19 protein-coding genes are annotated in these 18496 nt (G+C 67.8%); 8 read left to right on the forward strand and 11 right to left on the reverse strand.

All coding sequences use genetic code 11. The features are described from left to right. Positions 1-51: 51 nt before the first annotated feature. The 4 genes from C666_RS15140 (at position 52) to C666_RS15155 (ending at position 4959) form a co-directional block, all read left to right on the forward strand. Positions 52-1056 carry a DUF58 domain-containing protein gene (locus C666_RS15140; RefSeq protein WP_038000110.1) on the forward strand — a complete coding sequence of 335 codons (1005 nt, stop codon included), beginning with the start codon at positions 52-54 and terminating at the stop codon, positions 1054-1056. Further along, the gene (locus tag C666_RS15145) at positions 1053-3041 is read left to right on the forward strand and encodes a transglutaminase TgpA family protein (protein WP_004342420.1); all 1989 of its coding nucleotides are present in this window, start codon (positions 1053-1055) and stop codon (positions 3039-3041) included. The genes C666_RS15140 and C666_RS15145 overlap by 4 nt, the downstream gene beginning before the upstream one ends. Further along, a complete protein-coding gene (gene mltB, locus C666_RS15150; protein ID WP_004342422.1) occupies positions 3038-4144 on the forward strand; it encodes a lytic murein transglycosylase B in 1107 nt (368 codons plus the stop codon). The genes C666_RS15145 and mltB overlap by 4 nt, the downstream gene beginning before the upstream one ends. 68 nt (positions 4145-4212) lie before the next feature. After that, positions 4213-4959 carry a DUF2189 domain-containing protein gene (locus C666_RS15155; protein ID WP_004342424.1) on the forward strand — a complete coding sequence of 249 codons (747 nt, stop codon included), beginning with the start codon at positions 4213-4215 and terminating at the stop codon, positions 4957-4959. Between the two features lie 9 nt (positions 4960-4968). Here C666_RS15155 and rpoS read toward each other — a convergent pair whose 3' ends face one another. The 11 genes from rpoS to C666_RS15210 form a co-directional block, all read right to left on the reverse strand. Then, complete coding sequence (rpoS, locus tag C666_RS15160; RefSeq protein WP_004342425.1) at positions 4969-5901, reverse strand: RNA polymerase sigma factor RpoS; 933 nt, start codon at positions 5899-5901, stop codon at positions 4969-4971. 14 nt (positions 5902-5915) lie between these two features. Continuing rightward, positions 5916-6800, reverse strand: coding sequence for a peptidoglycan DD-metalloendopeptidase family protein (locus C666_RS15165; RefSeq protein ID WP_028791986.1), 885 nt, complete (start codon positions 6798-6800; stop codon positions 5916-5918). A 14-nt stretch (positions 6801-6814) separates the two neighbouring features. Then, positions 6815-7468, reverse strand: a complete 654-nt coding sequence (locus C666_RS15170) for a protein-L-isoaspartate(D-aspartate) O-methyltransferase (protein ID WP_004342430.1) — start codon at positions 7466-7468, stop codon at positions 6815-6817. Further along, on the reverse strand, positions 7465-8208 hold the full coding sequence (surE, locus tag C666_RS15175) for a 5'/3'-nucleotidase SurE (protein ID WP_004342431.1): 744 nt from the start codon (positions 8206-8208) through the stop codon (positions 7465-7467). Before surE ends, C666_RS15170 begins: the two co-directional genes overlap by 4 nt. A 165-nt stretch (positions 8209-8373) precedes the next feature. Then, positions 8374-9681 (reverse strand): haloacid dehalogenase-like hydrolase, encoded by a 1308-nt coding sequence (locus tag C666_RS15180; protein WP_004342433.1) that lies wholly within the window; start codon positions 9679-9681, stop codon positions 8374-8376. Positions 9682-9739: 58 nt separating this feature from the next. After that, positions 9740-10288 (reverse strand): BMC domain-containing protein, encoded by a 549-nt coding sequence (locus C666_RS15185; RefSeq protein ID WP_004342435.1) that lies wholly within the window; start codon positions 10286-10288, stop codon positions 9740-9742. A 3-nt stretch (positions 10289-10291) separates the two neighbouring features. Beyond that, complete coding sequence (locus tag C666_RS15190; protein ID WP_004342437.1) at positions 10292-11620, reverse strand: SLBB domain-containing protein; 1329 nt, start codon at positions 11618-11620, stop codon at positions 10292-10294. A 32-nt stretch (positions 11621-11652) separates the two neighbouring features. Beyond that, positions 11653-12333: a BMC domain-containing protein gene (locus C666_RS21280; RefSeq protein WP_004342438.1), complete on the reverse strand. Its 681-nt coding sequence runs from the start codon at positions 12331-12333 to the stop codon at positions 11653-11655. Positions 12334-12395: 62 nt separating this feature from the next. Then, the gene (gene eutL, locus C666_RS15200; protein ID WP_004342439.1) at positions 12396-13052 is read right to left on the reverse strand and encodes an ethanolamine utilization microcompartment protein EutL; all 657 of its coding nucleotides are present in this window, start codon (positions 13050-13052) and stop codon (positions 12396-12398) included. A gap of 56 nt (positions 13053-13108) precedes the next feature. Then, on the reverse strand, positions 13109-14011 hold the full coding sequence (eutC, locus tag C666_RS15205; RefSeq protein ID WP_004342440.1) for an ethanolamine ammonia-lyase subunit EutC: 903 nt from the start codon (positions 14009-14011) through the stop codon (positions 13109-13111). A gap of 19 nt (positions 14012-14030) precedes the next feature. Then, positions 14031-15392, reverse strand: a complete 1362-nt coding sequence (locus tag C666_RS15210; RefSeq protein ID WP_004342441.1) for an ethanolamine ammonia-lyase subunit EutB — start codon at positions 15390-15392, stop codon at positions 14031-14033. A gap of 459 nt (positions 15393-15851) precedes the next feature. Here C666_RS15210 and C666_RS15215 point away from each other — a divergent pair, with 459 nt between their 5' ends. From C666_RS15215 to C666_RS15230, 4 genes are all read left to right on the forward strand, one after another. After that, a complete protein-coding gene (locus C666_RS15215; protein ID WP_157280505.1) occupies positions 15852-16937 on the forward strand; it encodes a helix-turn-helix domain-containing protein in 1086 nt (361 codons plus the stop codon). A gap of 305 nt (positions 16938-17242) precedes the next feature. Continuing rightward, entirely contained in the window at positions 17243-17587 is a 345-nt protein-coding gene (eutS, locus tag C666_RS15220; RefSeq protein WP_004342443.1) for an ethanolamine utilization microcompartment protein EutS, read from the forward strand. 8 nt (positions 17588-17595) lie between these two features. Then, on the forward strand, positions 17596-18093 hold the full coding sequence (locus tag C666_RS15225; protein ID WP_004342444.1) for a EutP/PduV family microcompartment system protein: 498 nt from the start codon (positions 17596-17598) through the stop codon (positions 18091-18093). Then, positions 18077-18496: cupin domain-containing protein (locus tag C666_RS15230; protein WP_004342445.1), on the forward strand; the 420-nt coding region annotated here is incomplete at its 3' end. The genes C666_RS15225 and C666_RS15230, both read left to right, overlap by 17 nt.

The following is an 18496-nucleotide window of genomic DNA, read 5'->3' on the forward strand; positions in this document are numbered from 1 at the left end:
GGCTGCGCCGGCACGTCGCCCGCCGTTCCACCCGCCACGCCTCGCCGCGCCATGCCCCGCCGCATCGCATCCGTGCTGACGGCGGCGCCCGGCGCCGCGAGACTGGGCCGCCTGCTGGATCGGCGGCTGTCCCGAGCCGGCGTGCCCGAGGCCGCGCCCATCGAGCTGACGCGGCGCCACATCTACATGCTGCCGTCGCGCAGCGGACTGGTCTTCGCCCTCGCCCTGCTCGTCATGTTGATCGCATCAATCAACTACGACCTCGGCCTCGGCTACGGGCTGGTGTTCGTGCTGTTCGGCACGGGCACGGCGAGCACCCTGCACGCATACCGGAATATTTCCGGCCTGCGCCTCCGGCCCGGACGCTGCGACCCCGTCTTCGCCGGCGATACGGCCTGTCTGCGCATCGTCGTCGACAATCCGCGCGCCGCGCGCCGCCCCGCGTTGCGCATCATGCTGCGCGATGCGCAAGCCGGCTTCGGCCTCGGCGCGGGAGAAACGCTTTCGGTCGAACTCGCGTGTGCGACCTCGCGCCGGGGCAGGCTATGGGCCGGACGCACGGTACTCGAAACCCGCTGGCCGCTCGGCCTCGTCCGTGCCTGGAGCGTGTTCGTTCCCGACCTGAGCTGCGTCGTCCATCCGGCACCGGAAAAGAACGCGCCGCCCCTGCCCGGCACATCCGCGGCGGAAGGCAGCGGCGCGCCCTCGGCCGGAACGGGGGACGACGACTTCGCCGGCCTGCGCCCCCACCAGCGCGCTGACTCCCCGCGCCACGTCGCCTGGAAGGTGTTCGCGCGCGGCGGCCCGCTGATGACCAAGCAGTTCGCCGGCCAGCAAGGGCGCGAACTGGCGCTGGACTGGGCCAGCCTGCCTTCGCGGCTCGACGTCGAACAGCGCCTGTCGCGCCTGAGCGCCTGGCTGCTCGAGGCCGCGCGCAGCGGCCGGCCGTACTCGCTGACGCTCCCCGCAACGCGCGTTGCGCGCGGCAGCGGCCGCGACCATCTGTACCGCTGCCTGGACGCACTGGCACACCACGGCGAGGCGGACGAGACATGATTGCAGCATGGCTCCGCAAACGCCGCGCCGCGCGCCGGGGAGCGGCCTTCGGGGCTGCGCTCGGCCGCCGCCAGGGCAACTGGCTGCTCGGTGCCGCGGCATTGACGATGGCGCCGCACGCCGGCTGGCTGCCGGCATGGATCACCGGCCTGTGCGCCATGCTGCTCGTCTGGCGCGGCCTGCTGCTGTTGCGCGGCAGCCAGGCTCCGCCCCAACCGGTCCTGCTGTTGCTGACCGTGGCCGCGGCGATCGGCGTGCGGGCGGAGTTCGGGCACTTCTTCGGCAAGGACCCCGGCGTGGCGCTGCTGGCCCTGCTGCTCGGCCTCAAGCTGCTCGAAATCCGCGCCGCCCGCGACATCCGGGCGACCGTCATGCTGTGCTTCTTCCTGCAGTTGGCGGTCTTCTTCGAGGATCAATCCCTCCCCATTGCCGCACTTGCGCTCTGCGCGAGCCTGCTCGCCCTGGCTGCGCTGGTGAGCCTGGCCGACCCGCACGGACGCGACCGCGAACACCTGCGCGTGGCGAGCCTCCTGATGGTGCAGGGCCTGCCTTTCATGCTGGTACTGTTCGTGCTGTTTCCACGCATCGAAGGCCCGCTGTGGGGGCTCCCGGCCGATGCCTTCGGGGGGCGCACCGGCCTGTCGGAGTCGATGAGCCCCGGCTCGATCAGCGCGCTGAGCCAATCGGGCGACATCGCCTTCAGGGCGGACTTCGCGGACGAGCCGCCGCCCCGCCGGCAGCGCTACTGGCGCGGTCCGGTGCTGACCCAATTCGACGGCCGCAACTGGCGCGCAGCAAGCCACGCGGCCGAGGCCACCACGCCCTTCTACACCCCCTCGGGCGAGCGCATCGACTACACGCTGACGCTGGAGCCCCACGACAAGCGCTGGCTGCTGGCGCTCGACTTTCCCGGCCCGGCGAACGCGCCGCTGCGCCATACCAGCGATTTCCAGCTGCTCGGCCGCCGCCCCGTGCAGTCGCGCATCCGGCTCGACTTGAGCGCCTATCCGGACACCGCCGTCGGCCGTTCGGAAACCGCTTCGAACCTGGCTGCGGCGCGCCAGCTTCCGTCCGGCTTCAACCCCCGCACGCTGGCGCTCGCGGCGGCGTTCGCCGCGGACGCGGAATCGCACGGACAGATCCTGCAGCGGGCGATCGCCCATCTTCGGGATGCCGGACTCATCTACACCCTCAGGCCGCCGCTGCTCGGCCGCGACAGCGTCGATGAATTCCTGTTCGACACGAAGCGCGGATTCTGCGAACACTTCGCCTCCGCGTTCACCGTGCTGATGCGGGCGGCCGGCGTGCCAGCACGCGTCGTCACCGGCTACCAGGGCGGCGAAACCAACCCGGTGGACGGCAACCTGGTCGTGCGCCAACTCGACGCCCATGCCTGGAGCGAAGTCTGGCTCGCCGATCGCGGCTGGGTGCGCATCGACCCAACCTATCTCGCTGCGCCCCGCCGTATCGACGACGGCCTCGCCGCGGCCCTGCCCGCCGGCGAAGCCCTGCCCTTCACGCTGCGCGCCCGCAACGACTGGCTGCGCGGCATGCGGCTGCGCTGGGAAGCGTTGTCGAACGCCTGGAACCAGCGTGTTCTTGGCTACAATCCGGACAGGCAGCGCGCATTGCTGTCCCGCCTGGGCCTGGACGATGCCTGGGCCCTGGCCGGCGCGCTCGCGGCCGGTGCAGGCATGCTGTTCCTGGGCCTGTTCCTGTGGGCGAACCGCAAGCAGACGGCCACCGATCCCATCGACCGGGCGTGGCAGGAACTGAGTGTCAGGCTTGCCGTTCGCGGGCTGGCGCGCCACCCCTGGGAAGGCCCGCACGACTACGCACGCCGGGTCTCGTCGGCCATTCCCGAACTCGCGGCCGTGATGCAGGCGATAGGCGAAGACTACGCCCGCCTGCGCTACGGCCCCCACACGGACGAGGTGCGCCTCGCCGCACTGAAACGGAAAATCAAAGCCATCCGATTGCCATGAAACTGCCCCGACTCCATCCGCCGTTGCCGCACCGCCTCACCCGGGCGGCACGCAAGACCCTGCCCGGGCTGATCGGCGCGGGCCTGCTGATGCTGGCCACGCTGCAGACCGCGCCCGCGCTCGCTTCCTTTGCCGAACGCGACGAGGCCCGCGCCTTTGCCGACGAGCTCGCGGCACGCCACGGCTTCGACCGCGACGCGATCAGTGCGGCGCTGGCCAACGCCCGGCACGACGCCACCGTGATCCGGCTCATCACGCCACCGGCACGCAAGGGCGCGCGCTCGTGGCAGAACTACCGCGCCCGCTTTCTCGACCGGGTCCGCATCGACGGCGGCACCGCGTTCTGGCAGGAACACGACGCGGCCCTCGAACGCGCCTCGCAGCAGTTCGGCGTACCGGCGGAGATCATCGTCGCGATCATCGGCGTCGAGACGATATACGGACGCCATACCGGCAATTTCGAGACGCTCTCCACGCTTGCCACCCTCGCCTTCGACTATCCGCCGCGGGCGGAGCTGTTCCGGCGCGAACTCGAAGCCTTGTTCCTGCTCGCCCGCGAGCAGGGGCGTTCGCCGGCCGACTACAGCGGCTCCTTCGCCGGCGCGATCGGCTACCCCCAGTTCCTGCCCAGCAGCGTACGGGCCTACGCGGTCGACTTCGACGGCAACGGGCACATCGATTTCGATTCCGACCCGATCGACGCGATCGGCAGCGTCGCCAACTACCTGCACGCCCACGGCTGGCAAGCCGGCGCACCGGTCGCCGAACCCGCCCGCGTCGCAGCGGGAACGGACGCGGCGCCGCTGGTGGCGGCCGGCATCGAACCCGCACTGGAGCCCGAAGCGCTGAGGGACGCGGGCGTGACGACGCTGCGCGGCGACGCCGCCGCCGAGCGCGCCACGCTGGTCGACCTGGAAACCCCCGGCGCCGTCACCGAGTACTGGCTCGGCTACCGCAATTTCTACGTCATCACGCGCTACAACCGCAGCAGCTTCTATGCCATGTCGGTGTTCGAGCTGGCCGAGGCATTGCGCCAGCGCCGCCTCGTCGACCGCATCAGGGCCGAGGCCCGGCGCACAGGCGGCGCCGAAACGCAAAACTGATCCACGTCAAGGCATGGCAGGGCGATTCCTCGTCAACTAGACGGCATCGCCATGTCCGCCCCATACACGTGACCCCCACGCCACTGAAGCCCGCCGCCGTTCGCATCTCCGACATCACCGCGGCACTCTCGTCCGGCTGGCGGCAGTTCAGCGCCATGCCCACGCTCAGCATCGCCTATGCGGCGGTTTTCGTCGTGCTCGGCGCGATCCTGTTCGCAGCGCTGGAGTCGATGTCGATCGCGCCGATCAGCCTGTCATTCGCCGGCGGCTTCATGCTGATCGGCCCCGCGCTGCTGGCCGGCTTCTTTTCGCTCGGCGACAGCCTGCGCGCGGGCCGCAGGCCGGCCGCCGCGGACATCTGGAGAGGATTCACGCGGATGCCCCGCGGCGGCTGGGTGGTGTCCTTCGTCTGCGCCTTGCTGTTCCTGATCTGGATCACCGATGCCGGCACACTCTACGGCTTCATGATCGGCCGCGAGCCCGCTCAACTGGCCCGTCTGCTGGAAGCCGACGAGGCCATACGGCGCTTCGTCTTCTTCAGCTCGATCATGGGCGCGGTGCTGGCCTTCATCCTGTTCGCCGTGTCGGCCTTCTCGATCCCGCTGATCTACGACGGCCGTGCCAACCTGGTATCGGGCGTGGTGGCCAGCGTCAGGGCCGTATTCGGGCGTTTCGGGGTGGTCATGGTCTGGGCCTGCCTGCTCGCCGCGGTCATCATCGCGAGCGCGATCGTCCTGCCTCTGCTGCTGGTCACGCTACCGGTGATGGCCTACGCGAGCCGCGAGCTGTACTTCAGGATCTACCCGCCTGGCTGAAGCCGGCGCTCACAGCAGCGCATCGCGCGAGATGCCGTGGCGCTTGAGGATGCGGCGCAACTGGCCCAGCGCCTCGAGCTGGATCTGGCGGACACGCTCGCGCGTCAGCTCCAGGCGCAGCGCCAGTTCCTCCAGCGTCAGCAGTTCGCATTCGTCGATGCCGTAGCGGTGGCGAATGACGAGCCGCTGCTTGTCGGAAAGCATCTTGATCCAGTCGCGCACCAGTTGCTCGACCTCGGAAAAGTGGATCAGCGCTTCCGGCGCCTGGGCATGTTCGTCGGCCAGGGATTCGCCGATCGACAGGCTGGGATCGATGTCGAGCGGCGCATCGAGCGAAGCCGTGTGCTCGCTGAGCAGCAGGATGTCGCGCACCTCGTCGACGGTCTTGCCGAGCCGGCGCGCAACCGCATCCAGCGGAGGGTCGCCATTGGCGGCATCGATGCTGCGCTGGGCACGCAACACCTGGTTGAGTTCCTTGACCACATGCACCGGGAGGCGGATCGTGCGCGACTGGTTCATGATCGCGCGCTCGATGTTCTGGCGTATCCACCAGGTCGCGTAGGTAGAGAAGCGAAACCCTCGTTCGGGGTCGAACTTCTCGAGCGCGTGCATCAGGCCCAGGTTTCCCTCCTCGACCAGGTCGAGCAGGGGAATGCCGCGATTGAGATAGTGCTTGGCGATATTGACGACGAGGCGCAGATTGCGCTCTATCATCGTTTGCCTGGCGGCGAAATCGCCCTTGCGCACCAGGCGCGCAAGCCTGAGCTCCTCGTCGGCGGTCAGCAGCGGATTCGCGCCGATCTCGTTGAGATAGAGCTGGGTGACATCGCTGAAGAAGTCGTTTTCCCTCGCCTGCGCGGGCGTGCCGGCAAATACCTCCACCTCGGGGGGAAGGTCCGGTTCATGGCTTTCGAGGTCGTCGAGGCTTACCGGCTCTTCCATGCTTCCCCCTTTCTTCAGCGTGCGGGCAAGTACTTCATCGGATCGATCGCCTTGCCCTGCTTGCGGATCTCGAAATGCAGCTTGGGGCGATCGGTTTCGGAGCTACCCAGCTCTGCGATCTTCTGCCCCTGGGTAACCTGATCGTCTTCCTTCACGAGCAGTTTGTCATTATGCGCATAGACCGAGTTGTACTCTTGGTTATGCTTGATGACAACCAGCTTGCCATAACCTCGCAGCCCGCTGCCGGCATAGACGACCTTGCCCGCGGCTGCCGCGAACACCGGATCGCCGACGCTGCCGCCGATGTCCACTCCCTTGTTCGACGCCTCGTTGTAGCCCGCAAGCACCCGGCCCGACGCCGGCCATTGCCATTCACCCGTGGCGGCCGCCTTCGCGGGCTCTGGCGAGGCTGCGGCGGGCGGAGCCGGCGTTTCCACGGGCGCAGCCCCTGGAGATGCCTTTGCCCAGGCGTCATCGGAATACGGCTGCCGCCCGCCTAGCGGCGCTTGCTTCAGCGGCGCCGCGGAGGGTTCGGTCGTGCCGGGCGCCGGAACCGGCATCGCGACGGCCCCGTCGCCGATGGGGATGGCCGTGGCCCCATCTCCCGACGCCACGTCGGACGGTCCGACGCGCAGGGTCTGTCCGACCTGGATCTGGTTGGGATCGGTGAGGCCGTTCCAGCTGACGAGATCCGGCAGCGTCACACCATACTGCCGCGCGATGCCAAGCAGGGTCTCGCCCTGCTTCACCACATGCATGCCGGCCGGCACCGACGGCACAGGTGCCGCAACCGGCGGCGCACCGCTGCCGTCGCGCACGGGCGCGACCCCCGACGAGGCGCACCCCGCCAGCACCAAGGTTGCCAGCAAGGCCGGCATCAAGCTAAAACGAGTCTGCATGCGAATTGCGAATTTCATTCCGTACCTGCGAGAAGAGGCACGAAGCGCACGGCCTCATGCCAGCTTTCCCGGAAAACGTTACCTTGCCGCTCGACCAGCAGCAAGCGCTGGTCGGCCCCTCCCACCGGCACGATCAGGCGCCCGCCGGGTGCGAGCTGTGCCTTGAGTGCGGGCGGCAAACCAATCGCCGCAGCCGCGACAATGATACTGTCGAACAGCGCAGCTTCAGGAAGACCCAAACTACCGTCAGCAAGTTTCAATCTGACATTCGGCAAGCGCAGGGGGCGAAGGTTCGCGCGTGCGCGATCGAGCAGCGGCCGGATGCGCTCGACCGCATAGACCTCGGTCGCAAGCTGGCTGAGCACCGCCGCCTGATAACCACAGCCCGCCCCGACTTCCAGCGTCCGCCCCAGCTCGCGGCCGGCGCGCAGCAGCTCGATCATGCGCGCCACGACGAAGGGCTGCGAGATCGTCTGCTGGAAGCCGATGGGCAGAGGCGTGTCGTCGTAGGCGCTGTAGGCCAGCCCTTCCTCGACGAACATGTGGCGCGGCACGCCCTGCATCGCCGCGAGCACGCGTTCGTCGCGGATCCCCTGGGTACGAAGGCGCTCGACCATGCGCGCGCGCGCGCGCATCGCCTGCCCCGCATCGGCGCTGCGTATGCTCACCGCTTCAACCAGTCGTAAACCGGCGCGATCTGCCCGGTGTGGGTGAGATCGATCTGCAGGGGCGTGACCGATACGAAACCGTTGGCAACGGCATGGAAGTCGGTGCCTTCGCCCGCGTCGGCGGCACCGCCCGCCGCGCCGACCCAATACACCGTCTCGTTGCGCGGTGTCACGCCGCGCACCACCGGCTCGGCCTTGTGGCGCTTGCCGAGGCGCGTCACCTTGACGCCCTGCAGACGCTCGTAGGCGACGTCCGGCACATTGACGTTGAGCAGCACCGGCTGCGGAAAAGGGTCGCGCATGAAGCGCTCGGCCAGGTCGCGGGCGACGCGCGCCGCCGCGGTGAAATCGGCCGCCGACTTGCTGACCAGCGACACCGCGATCGACGGCACACCGAGCAGGAAACCCTCCGTCGCGGCGGCGACGGTGCCGGAATACACCGTGTCGTCGCCCATGTTGGCGCCATGGTTGACGCCGGACACAACCATGTCGGGCAGGTGATCGAGCATGCCCGTCACCGCGAGGTGCACACAGTCGGTCGGCGTGCCATTGACATGATAGAAGCCATTCGCGGTGCGGCGCAGCGAAAGCGGACGATCCAGCGTCAGCGAGTTGCTGGCGCCGCTGCGATCGCGCTCGGGGGCCACTACGGTGACCTCGCCAATGGTGCCGAGTGCCTCGGCGAGCGCCGCGATTCCGGGAGCGAAATAGCCGTCGTCGTTACTGACCAGAATGCGCATTTGAAACCCATGGGAAGCGCCGCTGCCGCGGCCTGGAGACGCAAAATTCTAGCACAGCGGCCGGGTGCCGACGGTAGCCGCCCGACGCCGATCCAATGACAAAAGCCCTGCATGGCTCGATCCCGCCATACAGGGCTCCGAACCCGCCGCCAGGCGGCTTTGCCCTTACTTCAGCGTCTTCGGTGTGCTGCTGCCCAGCTTGTAGGCCTGCTGCGACGGAATCAGCACCCCCTTGTTGTCATCGCGCCCCTGCAGCAGATACCTGGCGTCCGCCTTGCCGTAGCTGTCCACCGCGAGTCTGGACAGCTTGCCGATGTCGTTGCCGCGCAGGCGGTTGATGACGAGGCCGTACTTCATGTCGTCGAAGTCCTGCATCATGTTCTGGTCTCCCTCGCTGTCGCCGGCAACGAACACCGGGCCATAGCCATACTTGGGCACCAAGAAGCGCTTGATGGTCTCGGTCTTGCCCGGCCCCTGGGTCTGCGCATAACCCTTGCGGAATTCGGTCTTGATGACGCCGTTCGCATCGCGCTCCAGTTCCATCGCATAGACGTTGTCGACCGGATTGCCGTAGCCGAACTCGGGGTTGGACGACACCTCACGGATCACGTCGCGGAACGACGCCGAGCATACATAGACGTCGAATCCGCTGGCGCGCAGCTTCTTGTAGAGGTCCTGCATTTCCGGCACTGCGCGCAGGCCGTTCTTCCACGAGATGCTGACCACGCCCGCCTTGCCCGGCAACGACGCGGGACTGCTCCACTTGACCGCCTCGACCGGCTGGCCCTGCTGCCAGCGAAAGGTTTCCGCCGCCAGCGCGCGCACGTCCTTTTCGGTCATGCCGGTGAAGTGGTAGGTGATCCACGGGTAGGACACGGCATGGTCGAAGGTGTTGCCGATGGCTTCGTAGAGGAAGCGCATCTTGACGATGAAGTCCTGGTACTGCGCGCTCTGCTTCACTTGCGCCAGCGGCTGCGTGCCCTTGAAGCCCTGATAGTTGTCGTACAGCCAGGTGTAGCTGGAGACGATGTCGCGGGCGATCTTGTCGATGTTGATGGCCTGGCCGGCATCGTTGCGGCTGTCCGCACCGAAGTCGGTGGTCGGAATGTCCTTGCGGATCGCCTTGTCCAGTTGCGCCGGCGTCATCGCGAAGCGCAGGTTCTCCAGTTGGTACACCAGCAGGGCTTCTTCGATGTCGAGGAAGATCGAGGTATTGTCCCAGTCGAACACCACGTAGGGCGGCTTCTTGGCGTCGTAGCTGGGGCTGGCCCTGCCGTGGGTGGCGATCATCTTGTCGAGTTGGGCGCGATTGAAGTCGTCCCAGTTGCCCTTCTCCAGCTTTTGCGGCGCCTGCAGCGCCGCGACCTGCGCGGCGGTCTGCGACACCACCTCGGACGAGGTCTGGCAACCGGCCAGCAGCGTCACCGACAACAGCGCGGCGGCAACGGCGGACATCTTGAAAGTCGTTTTCATCGGTATTCCCCTTTGCTTCTCGTTGCGAACACGAAAACCCAATGCGACACCATCAGCATTACAGCAAGGCCTCCACGAGTTGCGGATGCGGTCTCGGCAGCACGGTGTATTGCACCAACATGCCCTTCGCGGCGGCCAGATCGGCGCCGGTCTTGACTGCAGCGGTGACGTCGGCGACGTCGCCATTGAGCACGTAGTAGCACTTGCCGCCGATGCCGAAGGCCAGGTGGGTGCGGATCGGCACCACGCTGGCGGCCTTGACGGCCGCGTCGGCGGATTCGATACAGGCGCCCACGCTGTAGGTCTCGACCACACCCACTGCCTGCACCCTGTCGATCGGCGTCACGCCGCTGATCGACGGCAGGATGGAAGCATGGATGTTGGGAATGGTGAATTGATCAACCAGTGTGTGCGCGGCCGCTTCGGCGCCAACATCCACCGCCCGACCGACCGCGGCGACGTCGCCGCCGATCATCACGATGTATTTCCCCGGGCAGATGGTCTTGGCCACCAGCAGCGTCACCTCGGCCGCCTTCAGCATCGCGTCGCCGGCCTCGATGCCCTTGGCGATGCTGTTCAGTTCGATCAATCCGATGGCATGCAACACGGCTTACGCTCCCTTGATGACGATGGCGTCCGCGCCGATCGACTCCACCACCCCGTCGATACTGGCATGCACCGGCGCCCCCATCGCGTTGGCCGGCATGTCGGCGATGCGCTGTCCGCAGCGCACCGCATCGCCGACGCGGATACAGGGCACCGCCGGCACGCCGATGTGCTGGCGCAGGCGGATCCACACCCGTTCCGGCGCATGCACCGCGTCCGACCACGGCGCCTTGACGTTGAAGCGCGTCAGCCCCAGGCGCGCCACCAACCGGCCCACCGGCAGCAGCCGTCCTTCGATCATCGGGTCGGCCTTGCGCAGTTCGCCCTGGTAGCGCGCGCCTTCCTTGCGGAACTGCGCCTTGAGTTCCTGGTTGATGCGCATCGGCGAGATCTCCACCGGGCACGCATAGGCCTCGCAGATGCCGCATTCCGAACAGGTCAGCGCCGACAGCAGCACCGAGGGCTGGGCCACGTGGTTGTAGTTCACCGAGCGCACGATCAGATGCGGCGGCAGTTCGTGGCCGATCAGATGGCGCGGGCACAGCTCGGTGCACAGCAGGCACTGTTCGCACACCGTGCGCGCCATGCTGATGATGCTGCGCATGTCGGTGCGACGGCGACGGATCAGCAGGTGGTCGGCGGGCAGCGCGATCAGCCCGCCGGTGGTCTTGCTCACCGGCGTGTCGAGCGATTCGAGCAGGCCACCCATCATCGGGCCGCCGTCGATGAAGGCCGCCTCGGCGGCCGGGATGCTCAGCCCGCCGGCCAGCGCCAGCGCCTCGCGCAGCGGCGTGCCCAGCGGCAAGGTCACGGTGACTGGCTGCCTGACCGCACCCGTCACCGTGATGTCCCGATGGGTCACCGGCCGATCATGGTCCACCGCGCGTGCCACGTTGATCAGCGTCTGCACGTTGTTGACCACCACGCCGATGTTCAGCGGAATGCCGCCCGGCGGCACGCGCCGGCCGGTGGTCATCCAGATGGTGATGACCTCGTCGCCGGCGGGATACACGTCCTGCAGGATGTGAATGCGCATGTCGTCGCGCAGCAGCGGGGTGATCGCGGCGATGGCTTCGGCGTACTTGGCCTTCAGCGCGACGATGCCTTCGCGCGCACCGGTGGCCTGCATCGACAGCGCCAGCCCGCGCACCAGTTCTGCGGCATGGCGCGCCGCCAGTTGCTGGTCCACCTTGAGCAGCGGTTCGCATTCGGCGCCATTGACCAGCACGATCTCGGCCTTGGCGCCGAGCTTGACGTGAGTGGGAAACCCCGCCCCGCCCGCGCCGACCACCCCGGCTTCATACACTTTGCGGACGATGTCCTTGGTTTCCATGGTGTTCTAACCTCGGTGCCGGACTCGCGGCATCATGATGCCGTCACGCGGTAACGGCTGCCCGCCTTGCGCACGCGGCCGGCGGCGAGCAGCGCATCCAGCCGCGCCCTGTCCACCTGCGCGCCGAAATGCGCCGCCAGTTCGGCCAGCGAGCAGCCGCGCGGCGCGGCCGCGATGTAGGCCACCAGGGCGTCATCGTCCGCCCCGGCCGCAGCCGGGACGCTGAGGGGGTCACCGTCCGCCACCGGAAGGGAGGTCGGAGGAGCAGCGGACGGTGAGTGCTGCACAGCATCCTGCCCGACGGCGCCGGCGGCCGAATCCGCCGCTGGCGCTGCCGTCGCAGTCGAAACTGGGCCTGGGGTGGCGGATGCCGCCGGCGTCACGGCCTTCGTGCCGTTGTTGCCGCGGGAGCGGACGAGATCGCCTTTCGAGCGGTCCACCAGATCCACCACCATCGTTTCGGTATCGGCATCGGGGCGGCCGATTTCCAGGCGGCTGACCACTTCGCCCAGGCGCGCCGCGGCGGCCTTGCCGGCATCGACGGCGGCGCGGCAGGCCGCAAGATCGCCTTCGACCACCAGCGTGATGAAGCGCGGATCGACCTGGTGCTGGCGGATCAGTTTGACGTCCGCCGCCTTCAGCATGGCGTCGGCCGCCTCGATGGCCGCGACCAGGCCGCGGACTTCCAGGAAACCCAGTGCGTCGATCTTCATGACGAAACCTGCCCGCGTGAATCAAGGGGAGACATTGCGGCACCCATCCGTCCGGCGCCCGTTCAGTAGCGGATGTTGTCGCGCCCGACTTCCAGCACCGCCTCGCCGAAGGCGCCGCAGGCCGCCTTGCACGCCGCCTGGCTGCCGGTCAGGAAGGCGCCGGCGTAGTTGGTTTCGGACGGCGGCGCGATGTAGGTGGCCAGCGTCACGTCGGCGGCCTTGATCGCCGCGTCCAGGCCGTACAGGGCTTCCAGCGGCGGCGCGATCAGGTAGGCGATGGAGTCGCCGAGCGGAATCTTGGCCTGCGCCGACAGGTAGCTGCCGGTGCGCGACACCAGATGCGCCAGGAAGGCGGCGGTGTGCGCGTCGTCGGCCCAGCGGAAAGCCGGGCCGTTCTCGATGGTCGCCACCATCGCGTCCAGTCCGGCCTTGACCTCGGCCGGCGTCGGGCCGCCGAGCATGATGATGACCTCGCCCGCGGTGGGCGACGAACTGTGCGCCGCGCCGGCATACAGCGAGCGTCCGTAGACGACTTCCACCTGCGCCTGCTTGGTGGCCTCGTCGGCGGCGATGTAGGTGACGTCGTCCGAGTCGGCGGTGAGCAGGCCGATGCTGTTCATGTGCGCCGGCAGGCCCAGTTGTTCCTTGAAGTCCTTCGCCACCGAGGCGATCAGGCGAACCGCCTTGACGCTGGGCTTGATGGGATCGAATGCGGCCATGACTGTGCTCTCCACGAATAGCCGGTACGGCGGGTCGTCCGCTGTACGCGTCCGCGTTACTTGTTCAGGGCGATGCCCGAGGCCTTCTGCGCCAGCATGCGCTTGGCCAGATCGACGATCACCGCCGCCGCTTCCACCGGCGGCGTGCCGGCGCGGTGGATGTTGGAAATGCAGGTGCGGTCGGCCTCCACGGTCTGCGAGGTGGGGCTGTACACCATGTAGCAGGACAGGCTTTCGGACTGCCCCAGCCCCGGCCGCTCGCCGATCAGCAGGATCACCACCTGGGCGCCGAGCAGTTCGCCGATCTGGTCCTCGACCTTCACGCGGCCGTAGCGCACGAAGAACGGCGTACCCACGTTCAGCCCGGCGCTTTCCAGCCCCTTCAGCAGCGGCGGCAAGATCTCGTCGTAGTTGGCGGTGATGGCGTCGGTGGATAGTCCGTCGGACACCACCACCTGCACCTGCGGCCCCTGCTTGCACTGGGCCTTGAGGGTCTGCACCGCTTCGGCCGACAGGCGCCGCCCCAGGTCGGGGCGGGTCAGGTACTGGTCCTTGTCGCTGATTTCGCTGTGTACTTCGAGCAGGCCGGTCTTCTCCAGCCAGGCGGCGGGCACGTCCTGCAGCACGGTGTCCTTGGAGCGCGAATGGTCGGCCAGGAAGCGCAGCAGCGAGGTGGTGCGCGGGCGCGTGCCGACACGGCCCGAGCACACGCGCGAGCCGGTGTTGCGCTTGAGTTCCTGCAGCACCTCGGCATGCTTGGGCTGCTGCACGCCGATCCAGTTCTTCACCGAGACGTCGCCCAGGTCGGGCAGGCATCCGCCGTCATCCGCCGGGACGTGGGCCGCCTGCGTCGTTGCCGCGCCGGCCTGCACTGCGCCGCCGTTGGCCGCCGCGCCGGCCGCTCCGCCGATCTGCCCGAGTACCGCGCGGACGATGCTTTCGATCTGTTTCTGGTCCATGATCAACACGCCCCCAATGTCAGAAGAACCACGACGCGTCGCCGGCGTGGCGGGTCAGGCGGCCGTCTTCCATCAGCCCCATCTTTTCCAGCCAGCGCTCGAACTCCGGCGCCGGCCGGCGGTTCAGCACCTTGCGCAGCGTGGCCGTGTCGTGGAAGGCGCTGGTCTGGTAATTGAGCATGATGTCGTCGCCCAGGGGCATGCCCATGATGAAGTTCACCCCGGCGGCGCCCAGCAGCACCATCAGGTTCTCGTTGGAGTTCTGGTCGGCCTCGGCGTGGTTGGTGTAGCAGGTGTCGCAGCCCATCGACACGCCGGAAAGCTTGCCCATGAAGTGGTCTTCCAGCCCGGCGCGGATGATCTGGCGGTCGTTGTAGAGGTATTCCGGGCCGATGAAGCCGACCACGGTATTCACCAGCATCGGGTCATAGTGGCGTGCCAGCCCGTAGTTGCGCGCCTCCATCGTCACCTGGTCGGCACCGTAGTGCGCGCCGGCCGACAGGGCCGAGCCCTGGCCGGTTTCGAAGTACAGGCAGTTCGGCCCGGCCAGGCGGTTGTGCGTGCGGCCGACCTCGGCGGCCTCGTCGAGCATGGCGATCTCGACGCCGAATTCCTTCAGGCCCTTCTCGCTGCCGCAGATGCTCTGGAAGATCAGCCCGCCCGGCGCGCCGCGGCGGATCGCGGCGATCTGCGTGGTGACGTGGGCCAGCACGCAGCCCTGGGTGGGGATACCGTACTTGTCGATGATTTCGTAGACGCTGTCGAGGATGCGATGCACGTTCTCAACGTTGTCGGTCACCGGGTTCACCCCGATCACCGCGTCGCCGGCGCCGTAGGACAGCCCCTCGAAAATCTGCGCGCGGATGCTCTCGACGTTGTCGCGCGTGTCGTTGGGCTGCAGCCGCGCCGAGATGCGTCCCGGCAGGCCGATGGTGGTGTTGGCCTTCTTCACCACGGGCATCTTCGAGGCACCGTAGATCAGGTCGGCGTTGGAACAGATCTTCGCCACGGCGGCGACCATCTCCGCGGTCAGGCCCTTGCGGATCAGCGCGATGTCGTCGTTGGTGGTGGTGTCGTCGAGCACGTATTCGCGCAGTTCGCCGACCGTCCAGTTCTTGACCTTGTCGTAGGCCGCCGAGTTGATGTCGTCCTGGATGATGCGCGTGACGCAGTCCTCTTCATACGACACCACCGGATTGTTGCGCAGGTCGGCCAGGGTCAGCTCGGACAGCACGTATTTCGCCGCCACCCGCTCGCGCGCGCTCTGCGCCGCCACCCCCGCCAGAACGTCGCCCGAACGCGGGTCGTTCGCCTTGGCCAGCACCTCCTTGACGTCCTTGAACGGGTACGTCTGGCCGAACAACTGAGCCTTGAGTTTCATGTGCGTTCCATCCCAAAAGAAAACGGAGCCAACCCGCCCTGCTACTCCATCCTGCCCAGCGCGGCACCCCGCCAACGGCACCGGCACACCGGCGTCCCGCGCCGCCGCCCGCCCATGCTCACGGCTGGCGGCCTCTGATCCGATGCACCGATGCTACGCCCGGTTTTTTTGCCGCCGCTAACAAAAATCGGCAAGTTTCGGCCGCCCATGCCCGCCCGGTGGCCTCCGCCCGATGCCATTGACGCTGGCGGGCACTCGGGCTAAGGTCCCTCCGCCCTGACGTGCATCCATGTCCGCATCCGAAGCACGGCACCCGCGGCTGGAGCGCCCCGTACCGGCTTCACCAGCCGTACGCCGAGTCCCGGCCATGCCGGAACGACACACGGGCGCAGGCACCCACGTTCATCGGAAACCACGGACCGGCGGATACAGCCGGACAGGCGATCGAGGCGGATGAGCATGAAAAGTGATGGAATGATCACGATGGCGAACGGCGCATCCACGCCCCTGGGCGACACCAAGGGCCGCATCCGCGTCTCGGACGTCGGCGACGTCGACGAACAGGCAGCCAACATCACCGCCTGGTACCAGGAATACGATCAGCTCGGCGCCGGCAAATTCTTCGGTTCGGTCACCGAGGTGTGGCTCGGGCAGATGCAGTTCTTCCTCGAAACCACCAGCCACGCGCTGCGCCAGACCTGCGTCGTGTGGCCCGGCGCATTCTGGTTCGGCCTGCCGCGCTGCGACAGCGCCGACGGCCTGGTCAACGCCTCGCCGCTGGACCGCAACGCCATCGCCGTGCGCCCCGGCGGCGCCGATTTCGAATTGCTGACCCCGGAGGACTACCAGATCCTCGGGGTCGTCATCGACGAAACCCTGCTCGAACGCCATGCCCATGTCGCCGAGCGTCCCGATCTGCTCGACCTGCTGCGCCAGGGCGAGTCCTTTCCGCTGCTGGCGCGGCAGAAGGCACGCTTCTGGCAGCGCGTGTCGAGCACCCTGCTGGAGGCCGCCAGCCTGAGGCAGCAGCGCCTGCCCGACACGGTCTGCGACACGCTGGTGGAAGAACTGATGACCGGGCTGTTCGAACTGTTCGACGACCACATCGCCCCGGTCAAGCTGCGCCACAGCAACCTCAGCTACCGGCGGCTGGTGTCCGGCGCCCGCGACTACGTGCTGTCGCAACCCGACCAGTTGTTCTCCGTGACCGACCTGTGCGAGCAACTCCACGTCAGCCGCCGCACCCTGCAGAACGCCTTTCATTCGGTGCTCGACATCTGCCCGGTCAACTACCTCAAGGCCCTGCGCCTGAACGCCGTGCGCCGCACGCTGCGCAACAGCGAGTCCGGTTTCAAGACCGTGCAGGACGTTGCCGCCCAATGGGGCTTCTGGCACATGAGCCAGTTTGCCGCCGACTACTTCGTCATGTTCTCCGAACACCCGTCGGAAACGCTCAAGACCGGCGGAGGCGACGGCGTACGTTTCCGCTATCCGTCCCACGGGTGCCGCAAGGCGGGCACACCGGGCCACCGGCCCGCAAGCTGAACCCGGACGCCCCCGCATACGCCCGCACCAGGCGGGCTGAACGTTCCCCTCTTGCCCCGCTTGCCGACGAGCGTGCCGGCGGCTGCCGCCACGCTTTTCCGCCGAACGGAAACCCGCGAAAACTTGCCGATTTTTGTTAGCGGCCGCCAAATCGGCACGGCTACTATCGAGCCGTACCCGTTGACGCCGCGGCGGCGGCACAGGCAAACCGAGCCCTCTGCCGGCGCCGTTCGCAGCGGGGTGTCCACAAGATGCTCTTCGAGGAGGAGCCGCCTCCGGCACATCGCCGCAGGCTGGCCGAAGCCATGAAATTCGACGACAAGGAACGCATCATCCAGGAGTTCGTGCCCGGCAAGCAGGTCACGCTGGCACACCTGATCGCGCACCCCACCGAAGAACTGGCCCACAAGATCGGCGTGCCCGGCACCGAGGCGATCGGCATCCTGACGCTCACGCCGGGCGAAACCGCGATCATCGCCGGCGACATCGCCACCAAGGCGGCCGCGGTGCATATCGGCTTTCTCGACCGTTTCAGCGGCGCACTGGTGATCTGCGGCTCGGTGGGCGCCGTCGAGGAGGCCCTCAAGGAAACCCTCGGCGTGCTGCAGCGCCTGCTCGACTACGCCGTGTGCAGCATCACCAAGACCTGAGCCGCGCCATGGACAAGTCGCCCGCCCCCTCGATCTACGACCCCAGCCGCTTCGTGCTGGTGGGCCCGGTCGCGGCGGGCAAGACCACGCTGTTCAACGCGCTGATCGGCCGCCGCGAGGCGGCGATGAAGACCCAGGCGCTGGACTACGAGGACGGCATCGTCGACACCCCGGGCGAGTTCTTCAGCCATCCGCGCCTGTACCACGCGCTGATCAACACCATCGCCGACGCCAGGACCATCGTCTATGTGCATGGCGCCATCGACTTCGACTACCGGCTGCCGCCGGGACTGCTCGACGTCAATGCCGACAAGCGCCTGATGGCGGCGATCACCAAGATCGACCTGCCGGGCGCCGATCCGCAGCGCGTCGAGGCGCTGCTGCGCGCGGGCGGCTTCAGCGCGCCGATCTTCCAGGTGTCGGTGTTCCGGCCCGAGACGCTGGTGCCCTTCAAACGCTATCTGTTCGAACAGGAAAGGCAGAACGATCATGAAGCAACTCATTAGTGCCGACGTGGTGCGCAGTGAGCACGCTGCCGGAAAGCGCGACATCGTCGTCACGCGCAACGGACATATCGTCACGCCCGAGGCGCGCACGGTGGCGGAAGGGCTCGGCATCCTCATCCGCGAAGGCGCGGGCGAACACAAGGAAGGCGGCGCGAAGCACTGCGGCGCTCCACCCACCCCGGCCATGCCGGCCGCCGCCGCGGCGCTGCCCGCCGAGGCGCTCGCGCACATCCGCAAGGCGGTGCTGGCGCAGTTGCCGGAAGACGCGGTGTCCGCCGACGTGGTCGATCAACTGGTCAACAAGGTCGCCCGCGAGCAACTGGCCCGCCAGGCCGCCACCGCGGCGGTCAATGCACCGCCCAAGCCCGCCGTGCTCCCCGCCGCGCCGCCGGCCGCCGAACCC

The sequence above is a fragment of the Thauera linaloolentis 47Lol = DSM 12138 genome (assembly GCF_000310205.1).
Classification (GTDB): domain Bacteria; phylum Pseudomonadota; class Gammaproteobacteria; order Burkholderiales; family Rhodocyclaceae; genus Thauera; species Thauera linaloolentis.

Coding starts and splice junctions, on each gene's coding strand:
- mltB (WP_004342422.1), top strand. CDS start 3,038: ATGAAACTGCCCCGACTCCATCCGCCGTTGCCGCACCGCCTCACCCGG.
- surE (WP_004342431.1), bottom strand. CDS start 8,208: ATGCGCATTCTGGTCAGTAACGACGACGGCTATTTCGCTCCCGGAATC.
- C666_RS15225 (WP_004342444.1), top strand. CDS start 17,596: ATGGACAAGTCGCCCGCCCCCTCGATCTACGACCCCAGCCGCTTCGTG.
- C666_RS15165 (WP_028791986.1), bottom strand. CDS start 6,800: ATGCAGACTCGTTTTAGCTTGATGCCGGCCTTGCTGGCAACCTTGGTG.
- C666_RS15180 (WP_004342433.1), bottom strand. CDS start 9,681: ATGAAAACGACTTTCAAGATGTCCGCCGTTGCCGCCGCGCTGTTGTCG.
- C666_RS15210 (WP_004342441.1), bottom strand. CDS start 15,392: ATGAAACTCAAGGCTCAGTTGTTCGGCCAGACGTACCCGTTCAAGGAC.
- C666_RS15145 (WP_004342420.1), top strand. CDS start 1,053: ATGATTGCAGCATGGCTCCGCAAACGCCGCGCCGCGCGCCGGGGAGCG.
- eutS (WP_004342443.1), top strand. CDS start 17,243: ATGAAATTCGACGACAAGGAACGCATCATCCAGGAGTTCGTGCCCGGC.
- C666_RS21280 (WP_004342438.1), bottom strand. CDS start 12,333: ATGAAGATCGACGCACTGGGTTTCCTGGAAGTCCGCGGCCTGGTCGCG.
- eutL (WP_004342439.1), bottom strand. CDS start 13,052: ATGGCCGCATTCGATCCCATCAAGCCCAGCGTCAAGGCGGTTCGCCTG.
- C666_RS15215 (WP_157280505.1), top strand. CDS start 15,852: ATGAAAAGTGATGGAATGATCACGATGGCGAACGGCGCATCCACGCCC.
- rpoS (WP_004342425.1), bottom strand. CDS start 5,901: ATGGAAGAGCCGGTAAGCCTCGACGACCTCGAAAGCCATGAACCGGAC.
- C666_RS15140 (WP_038000110.1), top strand. CDS start 52: ATGCCCCGCCGCATCGCATCCGTGCTGACGGCGGCGCCCGGCGCCGCG.
- C666_RS15190 (WP_004342437.1), bottom strand. CDS start 11,620: ATGGAAACCAAGGACATCGTCCGCAAAGTGTATGAAGCCGGGGTGGTC.
- eutC (WP_004342440.1), bottom strand. CDS start 14,011: ATGGACCAGAAACAGATCGAAAGCATCGTCCGCGCGGTACTCGGGCAG.